The 15293-nt window shown below is 49.1% G+C and carries 14 protein-coding genes; all 14 read left to right on the top strand.

Annotated elements, in window-relative coordinates; all coding sequences use genetic code 11:
* The first annotated feature begins 1 nt into the window (after nucleotide 1).
* The 14 genes from sdhA (at nucleotide 2) to ACTHSW_RS03230 (ending at nucleotide 15264) form a co-directional block, all read left to right on the top strand.
* Complete coding sequence (sdhA, locus tag ACTHSW_RS03295) at nucleotides 2-1765, top strand: succinate dehydrogenase flavoprotein subunit (RefSeq protein WP_070461322.1); 1764 nt, start codon at nucleotides 2-4, stop codon at nucleotides 1763-1765.
* 119 nt (nucleotides 1766-1884) lie between these two features.
* Complete coding sequence (locus ACTHSW_RS03290; RefSeq protein ID WP_002241462.1) at nucleotides 1885-2592, top strand: succinate dehydrogenase iron-sulfur subunit; 708 nt, start codon at nucleotides 1885-1887, stop codon at nucleotides 2590-2592.
* Nucleotides 2593-2595: 3 nt separating this feature from the next.
* Nucleotides 2596-2844 (top strand): FAD assembly factor SdhE, encoded by a 249-nt coding sequence (locus ACTHSW_RS03285; protein ID WP_003678830.1) that lies wholly within the window; start codon nucleotides 2596-2598, stop codon nucleotides 2842-2844.
* Nucleotides 2845-2968: 124 nt separating this feature from the next.
* Nucleotides 2969-4252: a citrate synthase gene (gltA, locus tag ACTHSW_RS03280; protein WP_107810860.1), complete on the top strand. Its 1284-nt coding sequence runs from the start codon at nucleotides 2969-2971 to the stop codon at nucleotides 4250-4252.
* A 209-nt stretch (nucleotides 4253-4461) separates the two neighbouring features.
* Nucleotides 4462-7290 carry a 2-oxoglutarate dehydrogenase E1 component gene (locus tag ACTHSW_RS03275; protein ID WP_070461324.1) on the top strand — a complete coding sequence of 943 codons (2829 nt, stop codon included), beginning with the start codon at nucleotides 4462-4464 and terminating at the stop codon, nucleotides 7288-7290.
* 99 nt (nucleotides 7291-7389) lie between these two features.
* Nucleotides 7390-8571 (top strand): 2-oxoglutarate dehydrogenase complex dihydrolipoyllysine-residue succinyltransferase, encoded by a 1182-nt coding sequence (gene odhB / locus ACTHSW_RS03270; protein ID WP_002217383.1) that lies wholly within the window; start codon nucleotides 7390-7392, stop codon nucleotides 8569-8571.
* Between the two features lie 258 nt (nucleotides 8572-8829).
* The gene (gene lpdA / locus ACTHSW_RS03265) at nucleotides 8830-10263 is read left to right on the top strand and encodes a dihydrolipoyl dehydrogenase (RefSeq protein ID WP_002225317.1); all 1434 of its coding nucleotides are present in this window, start codon (nucleotides 8830-8832) and stop codon (nucleotides 10261-10263) included.
* Between the two features lie 124 nt (nucleotides 10264-10387).
* Nucleotides 10388-10675, top strand: a complete 288-nt coding sequence (locus ACTHSW_RS03260; protein WP_004519272.1) for a hypothetical protein — start codon at nucleotides 10388-10390, stop codon at nucleotides 10673-10675.
* A 71-nt stretch (nucleotides 10676-10746) separates the two neighbouring features.
* A complete protein-coding gene (sucC, locus tag ACTHSW_RS03255) occupies nucleotides 10747-11913 on the top strand; it encodes an ADP-forming succinate--CoA ligase subunit beta (RefSeq protein ID WP_070461326.1) in 1167 nt (388 codons plus the stop codon).
* Between the two features lie 10 nt (nucleotides 11914-11923).
* On the top strand, nucleotides 11924-12814 hold the full coding sequence (sucD, locus tag ACTHSW_RS03250; RefSeq protein WP_002221113.1) for a succinate--CoA ligase subunit alpha: 891 nt from the start codon (nucleotides 11924-11926) through the stop codon (nucleotides 12812-12814).
* Nucleotides 12815-13009: 195 nt separating this feature from the next.
* Entirely contained in the window at nucleotides 13010-13444 is a 435-nt protein-coding gene (locus ACTHSW_RS03245; protein WP_070461327.1) for a DUF883 family protein, read from the top strand.
* A gap of 109 nt (nucleotides 13445-13553) precedes the next feature.
* Complete coding sequence (locus tag ACTHSW_RS03240) at nucleotides 13554-13961, top strand: phage holin family protein (protein WP_107810859.1); 408 nt, start codon at nucleotides 13554-13556, stop codon at nucleotides 13959-13961.
* A complete protein-coding gene (locus ACTHSW_RS03235) occupies nucleotides 13942-14208 on the top strand; it encodes a hypothetical protein (protein WP_107768899.1) in 267 nt (88 codons plus the stop codon). Before ACTHSW_RS03240 ends, ACTHSW_RS03235 begins: the two co-directional genes overlap by 20 nt.
* 225 nt (nucleotides 14209-14433) lie before the next feature.
* Entirely contained in the window at nucleotides 14434-15264 is an 831-nt protein-coding gene (locus tag ACTHSW_RS03230) for a phosphatidylserine decarboxylase (protein ID WP_107768898.1), read from the top strand.
* The last annotated feature ends 29 nt before the right edge of the window (nucleotides 15265-15293 follow it).

The following is a 15293-nucleotide window of genomic DNA, read 5'->3' as shown; positions in this document are numbered from 1 at the left end:
TATGGGTTTTCCTGTTCGCAAGTTTGATGCCGTGATTGTTGGCGGTGGTGGTGCAGGTTTACGCGCAGCCCTCCAATTGTCTAAATCCGGCCTGAATTGTGCTGTTTTGTCTAAAGTCTTCCCAACCCGTTCTCATACTGTAGCGGCTCAAGGTGGTATTTCTGCTTCATTGGGTAATGTGCAGGAAGACCGTTGGGATTGGCATATGTACGATACCGTAAAAGGTTCCGACTGGTTGGGCGACCAAGATGCGATTGAGTTTATGTGTCGCGCAGCGCCTGAAGCTGTAATTGAGTTGGAACACATGGGTATGCCTTTTGACCGTGTGGAAAGTGGCAAAATCTACCAACGTCCTTTCGGTGGTCATACTGCAGAACACGGTAAACGCGCGGTAGAACGTGCATGTGCTGTTGCTGACCGTACCGGTCATGCGATGTTGCATACTTTGTACCAACAAAACGTCCGTGCCAATACACAATTCTTTGTGGAATGGACAGCGCAAGATTTGATTCGTGATGAAAACGGCGACGTAGTCGGTGTAACCGCCATGGAAATGGAAACCGGCGAAGTTTATATTTTCCACGCTAAAGCTGTGATGTTTGCTACCGGTGGTGGCGGTCGTATTTATGCTTCTTCTACCAATGCTTATATGAATACCGGTGACGGTTTGGGTATTTGTGCCCGTGCAGGTATTCCGTTGGAAGACATGGAATTCTGGCAATTCCACCCGACTGGTGTAGCCGGTGCCGGTGTATTGATTACTGAGGGTGTGCGTGGTGAGGGCGGTATTCTGTTGAATGCCGACGGCGAACGCTTTATGGAACGTTACGCACCAACCGTAAAAGACTTGGCTTCCCGTGACGTGGTTTCCCGTGCGATGGCGATGGAAATTTACGAAGGTCGCGGCTGTGGTAAAAACAAAGACCATGTATTGCTGAAAATCGACCATATCGGTGCAGAAAAAATTATGGAAAAACTGCCGGGCATCCGCGAGATTTCCATTCAGTTTGCCGGTATTGACCCGATTAAAGACCCGATTCCTGTTGTGCCGACTACCCACTATATGATGGGCGGTATTCCGACTAACTACCATGGCGAAGTTGTTGTTCCGCAAGGTGAAGATTATGAAGTGCCTGTAAAAGGTCTGTATGCGGCAGGTGAGTGCGCATGTGCTTCCGTACACGGTGCGAACCGCTTGGGTACCAACTCCCTGTTGGACTTGGTGGTATTCGGTAAAGCTGCCGGCGACAGCATGATTAAATTCATCAAAGAGCAAAGCGACTGGAAACCTCTGCCTGCTAATGCCGGTGAATTGACCCGCCAACGTATCGAGCGTTTGGATAATCAAACTGGCGGCGAAAACGTTGATGCATTGCGTCGCGAACTGCAACGCTCCGTACAACTGCACGCCGGTGTGTTCCGTACCGATGAGATTCTGAGCAAAGGCGTTCGAGAAATCATGGAGATTGCCGAGCGCGTGAAACGTACTGAAATCAAAGACAAGAGCAAAGTGTGGAATACCGCGCGTATCGAAGCTTTGGAATTGGATAATTTGATTGAAGTAGCGAAAGCGACTTTGGTGTCCGCCGAAGCGCGTAAAGAATCGCGTGGCGCACACGCTTCAGACGACCATCCTGAGCGCGATGACGAAAACTGGATGAAACATACCCTGTATCATTCAGATACCAATACTTTGTCTTACAAACCGGTACATACCAAGCCTTTGAGCGTGGAATACATCAAACCGGCCAAACGCGTTTATTGATGAGTTTTCAGACGGCCTTTATCTTAAAGGCCGTCTGAAACCTAACCATACCCACATTGAACTGCTTGAATTCATAATACAAAATCATTGGGCAGTTTATGAGAAAAGGAACACTTCTCATGGAAAAAATGAGTTTTGAAATTTACCGTTATAACCCGGACGTTGATGCCAAACCTTATATGCAACGTTACGAGTTGGAATTGGAACCAACGGACGTTAAACTTTTGGACGCTTTGGTGCGTCTGAAAGCACAAGACGATACATTGTCTTTCCGCCGTTCTTGCCGCGAAGGTATTTGCGGTTCTGACGGTATGAACATCAACGGCAAAAACGGCTTGGCATGTCTGACCGATCTGCGTGGTTTGAAACAGCCGGTTAAAATCCGCCCTCTGCCAGGTCTGCCTGTTATCCGCGACCTGATTGTGGATATGACCCAATTCTTCAAACAATATCACTCCATCAAACCTTACGTTGTCAACGATAACCCTATCGATGCGGACAAAGAGCGTCTGCAAACTCAGGAAGAGCGTAAAGAGTTGGACGGTTTGTACGAATGTATTTTGTGTGCTTGCTGCTCGACTGCCTGCCCGTCATTCTGGTGGAACCCTGATAAATTCGTTGGTCCGTCTGGTTTGCTGAATGCTTACCGTTTCATTGCGGATAGCCGTGATACCATTACTAACGAGCGTTTGGATAATCTGAACGACCCATACCGTTTGTTCCGTTGCCACACCATTATGAACTGCGTAGACGTATGTCCTAAACACTTGAATCCGACCCGAGCCATCGGTAAGATTAAAGAGATTATGTTGAAACGAGCCGTTTAAGAAATGATGGTTTTTGACGATATTGCCAAACGGAAAATCCGTTTTCAAACCCGCCGGGGATTATTGGAATTAGATTTAATCTTCGGCAGGTTCATGGAAAAAGAATTCGAGCACCTGAGTGATCAGGAGTTGTCCGAATTTTCCGAAATCCTCGAATTTCAAGACCAAGAGTTGCTTGCCTTGATTAACGGACATTCGGCGACGGACAAGAAACACCTGATTCCCATGCTTGAAAAAATCAGACAGGCATGACGTGTTATAGAGCTTGTTTGCGATGCCAATCCGAACAAGCTCTTTCCATACGGAGGCCGTCTGAAAAAAAGGACCGTGCCGCTTGGGCGGCAACGAAAGCCCCAACTTACAAAGGAGTTTAAGAATGTCTAAATCAGTCAAGCTCACCACCCCAAATCAAGAGACCTTGGAACTGCCAGTATTGGAAGCAAGTATCGGCCATGATGTGGTTGATATTCGTGCTTTGACAAAAAATACAGGTCTGTTTTCCTTCGACCCCGGATTCGTGTCAACTGCAAGTTGCGAATCCAAAATCACTTATATTGATGGCGATGAAGGTCTGTTGTATTACCGTGGTTATCCTATCGAGCAGTTGGCCGAAAAATCCGATTACTTGGAAGTTTGCTACCTGTTGATTTACGGCGAACTGCCTACCCCTGAACAGAAAAAAGAATTTGATGCTACAGTCAGCCACCATACTATGGTGCATGAACAGTTGACTTGGTTCTTCCGCGGTTTCCGTCGCGATGCGCACCCGATGGCGATGATGGTGGGTGTGGTTGGCGCTTTGTCTGCTTTCTATCAAGACAGCTTGGATATTACCAATCCTGAACACCGCAAAATCGCGATTTACCGCTTAATCTCCAAAATTCCGACCATTGCGGCAATGTGTTACCGTTATTCCAACGGTTTGCCGTTCAATTATCCAAAAAATAACCTTTCCTATGCTGAAAACTTCTTGCACATGATGTTTGCGACACCATGTGAAGAATACAAACCTAATCCAGTATTGGCTCGCGCGCTCGACCGCATCTTTATTTTGCATGCCGACCACGAGCAAAACGCTTCTACTTCGACTGTACGTTTGGCCGGCTCTTCTGGTGCAAATCCATTTGCCTGTATCGCTGCCGGTATCGCCTGTCTGTGGGGTGCTTCACACGGCGGTGCAAACGAAGCTGTGTTGAAGATGCTGGACGAAATCGGCGATGTATCTAATGTTGCCGCATACATGGAAGGTGTGAAACAACGCAAATACCGTCTGATGGGCTTCGGTCACCGCGTATACCGCAATATGGATCCACGAGCCAACATCATGCGCGAAACCTGTTATGAAGTCTTGAAAGAATTGGGCTTGGAAGACAGTCCTAAATTCAAGCTGGCGATGGAATTGGAACAAATTGCACTGAAAGATCCATTCTTTGTTGAACGCAAGCTGTATCCAAACGTCGATTTCTACTCCGGCATCGTCTTGTCCGCATTGGGCATTCCAACTGAAATGTTTACCGTTATCTTCGCATTGTCGCGCAGTGTAGGTTGGATTTCTCATTGGCATGAAATGATTAGCGATCCGGCACTGAAAATCGGTCGCCCACGTCAACTTTATACCGGTGCAGAACGTCGCGATTACGTTTCGGTAGATAAACGCTAATAGACAATACATTAATATATTGTTGAAAAGTCGTTTGAAAAAATCGAATTGCCGTTTTCAATGAGGTTGGTCGTAATTAATTAAGTTGATAGCAGGTAATTTGATTTGAAATAGGGTAGAATAAAGTGTCATTTCAGACGGCCTGAATTCCGTTCGGAGAACACGGGATTCTACCCTTTGTTTATATTTTAAAGAAAAGAGCTCACGCCATGATGGACGAAAAACTCAATTTCTCTTATCTGTTTGGTTCTAATGCGCCATACATCGAGGAGTTGTATGAAAAGTTTCTGGATAATCCGGAATCTGTCGATGAAAAGTGGAAACAGTACTTTACCGATTTGAGTAAACAGCCGGGCGCAGTCGCTGTCGATGTTGCCCATACACCGATTCGTGAATCATTTGCCACTTTGGCTAAAAAGAAAATTGCCGCAGCCGTCGCAGGCGGTTTGGATGAGGCAATGATGAAAAAGCAAGTCAGCGTTTTGCGACTGATTTCTGCCTATCGTATCCAAGGCGTGGGTGCAGCCCAACTTGATCCGCTCAAACGTATTCCTCCTCAAAATATCGAAGCTCTCGATCCTAAATTCCACGGTCTGTCAGATGCCGATATGGCGCTTCAGTTCAATATGGGCGAGGGCGATTTTTCCGGTCAGAGCAAACTGCCTCTGTCCCAAATCATCAGCAACCTCAAACAAACCTACTGCGGCCATATTGCGGTAGAGTATATCTACATCCCAAATACCGAAGAGCGCCGCTGGGTTCGCAATTATTTTGAAAGCGTACTGTCTACGCCAAGCTACAACGTTGAACAAAAACGCCGTATCTTGAAAGAAATGACTGCTGCCGAAACTCTGGAACGCTACCTGCATACCAAATATGTCGGTCAAAAACGCTTTGGTGTAGAAGGCGGTGAAAGCGCGATTGCCGGTTTGAATTACCTGATTCAAAACGCTGGTAAAGACGGCGTGGAAGAAGTCATCATCGGTATGGCACACCGTGGCCGTCTGAATGTTTTGGTTAACATTTTGGGTAAAAAACCGGCTGATCTGTTTGCTGAATTTGAAGGCCGTGCCGAAATCAAATTGCCTAGCGGCGACGTGAAATACCACATGGGCTTCAGCTCCGACATTGCTACGCCACACGGCCCGATGCACGTTTCTTTGGCATTCAACCCGTCACACTTGGAAATCGTTAACCCGGTAGTGGAAGGTTCTGCACGCGCCAAACAAAAACGTTTGGGCGAAAACGGCCGCGATAAAGTCTTGCCAGTATTGATTCACGGTGACTCCGCATTTATCGGTTTGGGTGTTAACCAAGCAACATTCAACCTGTCTAAAACACGCGGTTATACCACCGGCGGTACTGTTCACATCGTGATCAACAACCAAATCGGCTTTACGACTTCCGATACCCGCGATACCCGTTCTACCGTACACTGTACCGATATCGCGAAAATGGTTTCCGCTCCGGTTATCCATGTGAACGGCGATGATCCTGAACGCGTTTGCTTTGCCATCCAAGCTGCCTTGGATTACCGCAAAAAATTCCATAAAGATATTGTGGTCGACGTTGTCTGCTACCGTAAATGGGGTCACAACGAGGGCGATGATCCGACCCTGACCCAACCGATGATGTACAAAAAAGTATCGCAACACCCAGGTGCGCGTGCTTTGTACACCGAGCAACTGATTGCCGAAGGCGTGGTAACTCAAGCTGAGGCTGACGGCTACATCCAAGCTTACCGTGATGCTTTGGACAAAGGCGAACATGTTGAACAAACAACTTTGAGCAACTTCCAACGCACACAAATCGACTGGAGCAAATACCAAGGTAAAGATTGGCGCGAAAAAATCGAAACCGGTTTGCCTGCCGCCGACATTGAGCGTCTTACTGAGAAATTCACCGCTGTACCGGAAGGCTTTGCCCTGCATCCGACTGCAAAACGTGTGATCGAAGCGCGTAAAGCCATGGCATCCGGCAAACAAGCCATCGACTGGGGTATGGCCGAAACCCTCGCATACGCAAGCCTGCTGACCAAAGGTCATGGCGTGCGTATCTCCGGTGAGGACTCCGGCCGCGGTACATTCTCACACCGTCATGCAGTATTGCACGATCAAAAACGCGAAAAATGGGACGACGGTACTTATGTTCCTCTGCGCAACATGGGCGAAGGCTTGGGCGAGTTCCTGGTTATCGACTCTATCTTGAACGAAGAAGCCGTGATGGCGTTCGAGTACGGCTTTGCCTGCTCCGCTCCTGACAAGCTGACCATTTGGGAAGCTCAATTCGGTGACTTCGCCAACGGCGCGCAAGTGACTATTGACCAATTCCTGTCTTCAGGCGAAACCAAATGGGGTCGTTTGTGCGGTCTGACCACCATCCTGCCGCACGGTTACGACGGTCAAGGCCCTGAGCACTCTTCTGCACGCGTAGAACGTTGGTTGCAACTGTGTTCAGAGAACAATATGCAAGTCATCATGCCGTCTGAAGCATCGCAAATGTTCCACCTCTTGCAACGTCAAGTCTTGGGTTCATACCGCAAACCGCTGGTGATTTTCATGTCCAAACGCCTGTTGCGCTTCAAAGGTGCAATGAGCCCGCTGGAAAACTTCACCGAAGGTTCGACTTTCCGTCCGGTTATCGGTGATACCGCCGAACGCGCAAGCAACGACAGCGTGAAACGCGTGGTATTGTGTGCCGGTCAGGTTTACTATGACTTGGAAGCAGGCCGTACCGAGCGTAAACTGGAAGATGATGTTGCTATCGTCCGCGTTGAGCAGCTGTATCCGTTCCCATATGAAGAGGTTAAAGCTGAACTGGCGAAATATCCGAATGCAAAATCTGTGGTTTGGGCGCAAGAAGAGCCGAAAAACCAAGGCGCGTTCTACCAAATCCGCCACCGCATCGAAGACGTTATCAGCGAAGAGCAAAAACTGTCTTATGCCGGTCGTCCAAGCAGTGCATCGCCTGCAGTGGGCTACTCAAGCAAACATATTGCTCAATTGAAACAATTGGTTGAAGACGCTTTGGCGTTGTAAACCAAGTAGCATTCCGTCTGAGGCTGCTCAGGCGGAATGCCCATATGCAGAATTAAAAACACACAACAGGCCGTCTGAAAGGGCCATTGGAGACACAAAATGATTATTGATGTAAAAGTACCTATGCTGTCTGAAAGCGTATCTGAAGGCACGCTCTTGGAATGGAAGAAAAAAGTTGGCGAAGCAGTTGCCCGTGACGAAATCCTGATCGATATCGAAACTGACAAAGTGGTTTTGGAAGTACCTTCTCCACAAGCCGGCGTATTGGTTGAAATCGTAGCGCAAGACGGTGAAACCGTTGTTGCCGACCAAGTTTTGGCACGCATCGATACAGCTGCTACTGCCGCTGCTGAAGCACCAGCCGCCGCGCCTGCCGAAGCTGCCCCAGCCGCTGCTCCTGCTGCTGCACAAAACAACGCCGCTATGCCTGCCGCCGCCAAACTGGCTGCCGAGACCGGTGTTGACGTGAACGCATTGCAAGGTTCTGGCCGTGACGGTCGCGTATTGAAAGAAGACGTACAAAATGCCGCTGCCAAACCTGCAGCAGCCGCAGCCCCTGCCGTTGCACTTCCTGCCGGCGCACGTCCTGAAGAACGCGTACCAATGAGCCGTCTGCGTGCCCGTGTTGCAGAACGCCTCTTGGCTTCTCAACAAGAAAACGCCATTCTGACTACATTCAACGAAGTCAACATGAAACCAATCATGGACTTGCGTGCGAAGTACAAAGAAAAATTCGAGAAAGAACACGGCGTGAAATTGGGCTTTATGTCCTTCTTCGTTAAAGCCGCTGTTGCCGCCCTGAAAAAATATCCGGTTGTGAATGCTTCTGTTGACGGCAAAGACATCGTTTACCACGGCTACTTCGACATCGGTATCGCAATTGGCAGCCCACGCGGTTTGGTTGTACCAATCCTGCGCGATGCCGACCAAATGAGCATTGCCGACATCGAACAAGCAATTGTTGATTACGCGAAAAAAGCTAAAGACGGCAAAATCGCTATCGAAGATCTGACCGGCGGTACATTCAGTATTACCAACGGCGGTACTTTCGGTTCTATGATGTCTACCCCGATCATCAACCCGCCTCAATCTGCGATTTTGGGTATGCACGCCACTAAAGAACGTGCCGTGGTTGAAAACGGCCAAGTTGTTGTCCGTCCAATGATGTATCTGGCTCTGTCTTACGACCACCGTATTATTGACGGCCGTGAAGCTGTATTGACCTTGGTAGCCATTAAAGACGCGTTGGAAGACCCAGCTCGCCTGTTGTTGGATCTGTAATCGTTTCAGACGGCCTTTTATTTGTTAATGAAAAGGCCGTCTGAATTTTTATTTAGATGTAGCGTAATGTAGTATCGTGCTACAATAGGCTCAACGAACGATTGAGGCCGTCTGAAACATTTGATTCGAATGAATCGGCAGATATGGACTTTCAGACGGCCTTTTCTTAAAACCATCAAAACGCAGTCATTCAAAATAAAAAAGAAACAAAAAGTATCGTTTTTATTTTGAGATACTGCAAAAGCAAAGGATGACACGATGTCTCAATATGATGTAGTAGTGATTGGTGCAGGCCCGGGCGGATACGTTGCCGCCATCCGTGCCGCGCAACTCGGTTTCAAAACCGCTTGCGTTGACGCAGGCGTTAACAAAGCAGGCAATGCCCCTGCATTGGGCGGTACTTGCTTGAACGTAGGTTGTATCCCTTCTAAAGCCCTGTTGCAATCCAGCGAACATTTCCACGCTGCGCAACACGAGTTTGCCGAACACGGTATCACTGTCGGCGACGTAAAATTCGACGCGGCCAAAATGATTGAGCGCAAAGATGCCATCGTAACCAAACTGACCGGCGGCGTGAAATTCCTGTTCCAAAAAAACAAAGTAACCAGCCTGTTCGGTACTGCTTCCTTTGCCGGTAAAAATGGCGATGCTTACCAAATCGAAGTCGATAACAAAGGCGAGAAAACCGTTATCGAAGCCAAACACGTCATCGTAGCCACCGGTTCCGTACCGCGTCCGCTGCCACAAGTCGCTATCGACAACGTGAATGTATTGGACAACGAAGGTGCATTGAACCTGACTGAAGTACCTGCCAAACTCGGCGTGATCGGTTCCGGCGTGATTGGTTTGGAAATGGGTTCCGTATGGAACCGCGTGGGTGCAGAAGTTACCATTCTTGAAGCCGCGCCGACCTTCCTGGCTGCCGCAGACCAACAAATCGCCAAAGAAGCCTTCAAATACTTTACTAAAGAGCAAGGTTTGAGCATCGAATTGGGCGTGAAAATCGGCGACATCAAATCCGAAGGCAAAGGCGTTTCCGTTGCTTACGAAACTGCTGCCGGCGAAGCCAAAACTGAAGTATTCGACAAACTGATCGTTGCCATCGGCCGTATTCCAAACACCAAAGGCCTGAACGCGGAAGCCGTAGGCTTGGAAAAAGACGAGCGCGGCTTTATCAAAGTAGATGGCGAATGCCGTACCAACCTGCCTAACGTATGGGCAATCGGCGACGTGGTCCGCGGCCCGATGTTGGCACACAAAGCCAGCGACGAAGGCGTTGCCGTTGCTGAGCGCATTGCCGGTCAAAAACCGCATATCGACTTCAACAACGTACCATTCGTGATTTACACCGATCCTGAAATCGCTTGGGTGGGTAAAACCGAAGAGCAGCTCAAAGCCGAAGGCGTGGAGTACAAAAAAGGTACTTCAGGTTTCGGTGCAAACGGTCGCGCATTGGCAATGGGCAAAGCCAAAGGTACGGTTAAAGTGTTGGCAGATGCCAAAACCGACCGTATCTTGGGCGTACACATGATCGGCCCGGTTGTCAGCGAATTGGTTACCGAAGGCGTGACTGCGCTCGAATTCTTCGCCAGCAGCGAAGACATCGCCCGCATTATCCATGCCCACCCAACCTTGTCCGAAGTGGTTCACGAAGCTGCATTGGCGGCTGACAAACGCGCTTTGCACGGTTGATAGACATTAAGGCCGTCTGAAACTTTTCAGACGGCCTTAAGGCCTCCGACAAATTGAATGTTTCGAGAGCTCCGTTTTCTGATTTATAATTCCGTCAGACAAACACACAGCATTTACATTCATTATGAACAAAGAAATAGTCGGTATTTTCTTTATACCGATGGGCATCATCAGCATGTGTATGGCCGCATTGTGGCAGATGTATGTGATGATGACCGAAACTTATACGCTCAACCGTTTCAAAGATAAAGAATTGGTTTGGCGCGTGGCATTGTTGTTTATCAGTTTCAGCCTTGCTGTTTATCTGCTCTGCCCGAATTCGCGTAAAAAAGGCATCGTCTTTTTTATTCTCGGGGGAGGCGGTGCAACCATGTATCTGCTGGCACGGATGTGGTTGCCCTTCAGTAAATAGTAGGGCCGTCTGAAAATATGGGATTGGCCGCAGGGCGATTCCTAAAACCCACTCACCTTAAGGAGAAATCCATGAATTTACACGAGTATCAGGCTAAAGAACTGCTGGCTAGCTACGGTTTGCCCGTACAAGGCGGTATTTTGGCACATAACGGCGAAGAAGCCGCTGTAGCTTACGACAAATTGGGCGGCAAATTCGCTGTTGTCAAAGCACAAGTACACGCCGGCGGCCGCGGTAAAGCGGGCGGCGTAAAAGTCGTTAAAAGCCGCGAAGAAGCTAAAGAAGTGGCTGAAAGCCTGATTGGCACCAACTTGGTAACTTACCAAACCGATGCCAACGGACAACCTGTCAACAGCGTTTTGGTTTGCGAAGACATGTATCCTGTTCAAACCGAGCTGTACTTGGGCGCAGTGGTTGACCGTTCTACCCGCCGCGTTACATTCATGGCTTCTACCGAAGGCGGCGTGGAAATTGAAAAAGTTGCTGCCGAAACTCCTGAAAAAATTTTCAAAGTAACCGTTGATCCGCTGGTCGGCCTGCAACCTTGCCAAGCTCGCGAAGTTGCCTTCCAACTGGGCTTGAAAGACAAACAAATCAACGAGTTCGTCAAACTGATGACCGGCGCGTACAAAGCGTTTATCGAAAACGACTTCGCCCTGTTTGAAGTAAACCCACTGGCAGTTCGCGAAAACGGCGCACTGGCCTGCGTGGACGGCAAAATCGGTATCGACAGCAACGCGCTCTACCGCCTGCCAAAAATCGCTGAATTGCGCGACAAATCTCAAGAAAACGAACGTGAGCTGAAAGCTTCTGAATTTGACCTGAACTATGTTGCCCTGGAAGGCAACATCGGTTGTATGGTTAATGGTGCCGGTTTGGCGATGGCCACTATGGACATCATCAAACTGAAAGGTGGCCAACCTGCCAACTTCTTAGACGTTGGTGGCGGCGCAACCAAAGACCGCGTGGTTGAAGCGTTCAAACTGATTTTGGAAGACAAATCCGTTAAAGGCGTATTGATCAACATCTTCGGTGGTATCGTACGTTGCGACATGATTGCGGAAGCCATCGTGGCAGCCGTTAAAGAAATCAACGTCAACGTTCCTGTCGTTGTTCGTTTGGAAGGTAACAACGCCGAACTCGGCGCGAAAATCCTGAATGAATCAGGTCTGAAACTGACTTCTGCAGACGGCCTGAATGACGCAGCCGAAAAAATTGTTGCAGCCGTAAACGCCTAAGGAGAAAAGAATGAGCGTATTGATTAATAAAGACACCAAAGTATTGGTTCAAGGTTTCACCGGTAAAAACGGTACTTTCCACTCCGAACAAGCTCTGGCTTACGGCACTAAAGTTGTCGGCGGCGTTACCCCGGGCAAAGGCGGTCAAACCCACCTGAACCTGCCTGTATTCAACACCATGAAAGAAGCCGTTAAAGAAACCGGCGCTGACGCATCTGTAATTTACGTTCCAGCTCCGTTTGTTTTGGATTCTATCGTTGAAGCCGTTGATTCAGGCGTAGGCTTGGTCGTTGTGATTACCGAAGGCGTGCCTACTTTGGACATGCTCAAAGCCAAACGTTACTTGGAAACCAACGGCAACGGCACCCGCTTGGTCGGCCCAAACTGCCCGGGCGTGATTACTCCGGGTGAGTGCAAAATCGGTATTATGCCGGGCCACATTCACACTCCGGGCCGCATCGGCATCATTTCCCGTTCCGGTACATTGACTTACGAAGCCGTGGCACAAACCACCAAACTGGGCTTGGGTCAATCAACCTGTATCGGTATCGGCGGCGACCCGATTCCTGGCATGAACCAAATCGACGCACTGAAACTCTTCCAAGAAGACCCAGATACCGACGCCATCATCATGATCGGTGAAATCGGCGGTACTGCGGAAGAAGAAGCAGCCGAATACATCCAATCCAACGTAACCAAACCCGTTGTCGGCTACATCGCAGGTGTTACCGCGCCTAAAGGCAAACGCATGGGCCACGCCGGTGCGATTATCTCCGGCGGTAAAGGTACTGCCGAAGAAAAATTTGCCGCTTTCGAAAAAGCCGGTATCGCCTACACCCGCAGCCCTGCCGAGTTGGGCACTACTATGCTGGAAGTGTTGAAAGCAAAAGGTTTGGCATAAGACTTAAGTCTTTAAGCTGAAATGAAAAGGCCGTCTGAAGTTTTCAGACGGCCTTTTTTAAATTTCATCGGGTTGTTTTTACATATTTGATACTTAATTTGATTGGAATTAATGTGATAACCGGAGATAAATGTTTATAATTGATTAACAGATAAACAGTCTGTAGCCATATCAACCTATCTCAAGGAGAAAAACATGAAAAAACACGATTTTGAAACGCGTCGCGAGGCTTTGCTGAAAGACATCCGAGAAGTGATGGATGATGTGGAAGAGTTGTACCGCGACGGTGTGGAAGCCGGTTCGGAAGAGGGCGGCAAAGCCCGGGCCAAATTGGAAGAGAAATTGGCCGCGGCCAAAGAGCGTTTGAGCCGTTTTGAAGAAGAGGCCGGCGAACGTTTGCGCCATCATGCCGAGCGTGCGCGTGAGAAATACGAGCAGTTTGAAGAAGCGGCCCAGGAGCGTCTTAAAGAAGGCAAAGAGCGTTTTGCCGAATTTGAAGCTGATGCGGGCGAGCGTTTGAAACGCGGTGCCAAACACGCTGATGAAGTGGTGCATGAAAAACCATACTATGCGATGGGTTTTGCCGCATTGGCCGGTTTGGTTGTCGGTGTGTTGTTGAACCGCCGTTAATGTGAATATGTTAAGGCCGTCTGAACAGGCGTACACATGAAATCTTGGATTTCATTGCGCCGTGCAGACGGCCTTAGCCTTATGTTTCCTGAGAAAAAGGATAATCGAGATGGGGATTCGCCAACGTTTTGAACATGGCAAGGCTTTGTTGAATCAGGGCGCGGATTTGCTGCTGCTGCGTTTGCAGGTATTGAGCTTGGATTTGACGCGTCAGGCGGAGAATGTGTTCCGTTTGGCGGTTTGGCTGGTGTTGTCCGGCGCGCTGTTGATGGTGGGTTTGGTCGGTTTGCTGTTCGGCTTGAACCGCGTGTTGTCGGATGTCGCGGCGTTATGGGTGTTTTTCGGCATTTTCTTCTTGAGTCTGCTGATTATTGCCGTATTGTTCCGCAAAGTATCGGCAGATTATCGGGAGCAGGGCAGTCGTGTGGCTGAAACCTTGCAGGATATTCGGACGGACATTGCGTATTTGCGCGGTGAGATAGACAAGGATGCGGACGATGAAGCAACAGGAGTATGAAGAAGCGCGCGAGCTGCTGCTTTTGGAAGCCAAGCTGGTACGGCTGCGGATTGAGGCGGAAAATTTGAAACTGCGTGAAGTGGAAGAACGGGAGGCGCGGCAGTCCGATCGTTTGATGATGTTGGCCGATGTGGCGTTTCAGTTGAGCCAAACGCGTTTGCTGTCTCAACGCGCTTTGTTTTCTACATCGCGCCGGCGGCATTGGATTTGGCTGGTATTGGCGGTCGTGTTGGGTTTGTCGAGATAATCGAGGGCAGAGGTTTGGTCTAAATGATATTTGCGGCGAGGTGTTGGATTGTGTGGGCCGCTTGTTGAGGACGCTGTGTCATTGTGTTGCCGAGATTTAAACTTTATCTATGTTGAGTATTTTTTACAAAAGACACCGGCCGTCTGAACATTTCAGACGGCCTCAATGTTTGGAGTTTCAGATATAATGGCGGCAATTTTGAAATTGTTAAATGAAGGATAAGTGATGAACCGTTTGTATCCCCACCCGATTATCGCCCGTGAGGGCTGGCCGATTATCGGCGGCGGTTTGGCTTTGAGCCTGTTGGTGTCGATGTGTTGCGGCTGGTGGTCTTTGCCGTTTTGGGTGTTTACCGTATTTGCCCTGCAGTTTTTCCGCGACCCTGCGCGTGAGATTCCGCAAAATCCTGAAGCGGTATTAAGCCCGGTTGACGGCCGTATCGTGGTGGTCGAGCGCGCACGCGATCCATATCGTGATGTTGATGCTTTGAAAATCAGTATTTTTATGAACGTGTTCAACGTGCATTCGCAAAAATCGCCTGCCGATTGTACGGTAACGAAAGTGGTCTATAACAAAGGCAAATTCGTGAATGCAGATTTGGACAAAGCCAGCACGGAAAACGAACGTAACGCGGTGTTGGCGACTACGGCTTCTGGTCGTGAAATTACTTTTGTTCAAGTGGCCGGTTTGGTGGCACGCCGTATTTTGTGCTACACCCAAGCAGGTGCAAAACTGTCTCGCGGTGAACGCTATGGCTTTATCCGCTTTGGTTCGCGCGTGGATATGTATCTGCCTGTCGATGCGCAGGCGCAAGTGGCGATTGGCGATAAAGTTACCGGCGTCAGCACAGTATTGGCGCGTTTGCCGCTGACTGCGTCGCAAACTGAATCTGAGCCTAAAACCGCAGCTCAACAAGCCGCGCCAGTTTCACAAGCGACTCCAGCTTCACAAGCGGCTCCGGTTGAGACAGTGGCAAACCAATCTACCGAACAGCAGCAAATCGAAGCAGCGGCGGCCAAGATTCAAGCGGCTGTGCGCGATGTGTTGAAAGATTAATAGTTAGTTTTAAATGATTGGTTAAAATA

The organism is Neisseria sp. P0008.S004, from assembly GCF_051962755.1.
GTDB classification, from domain to species: Bacteria; Pseudomonadota; Gammaproteobacteria; order Burkholderiales; family Neisseriaceae; genus Neisseria; species Neisseria subflava_A.
The sequence above is the reverse complement of the archived record's forward strand: the minus strand, read 5'-3'. Positions and strand labels throughout refer to the sequence as shown.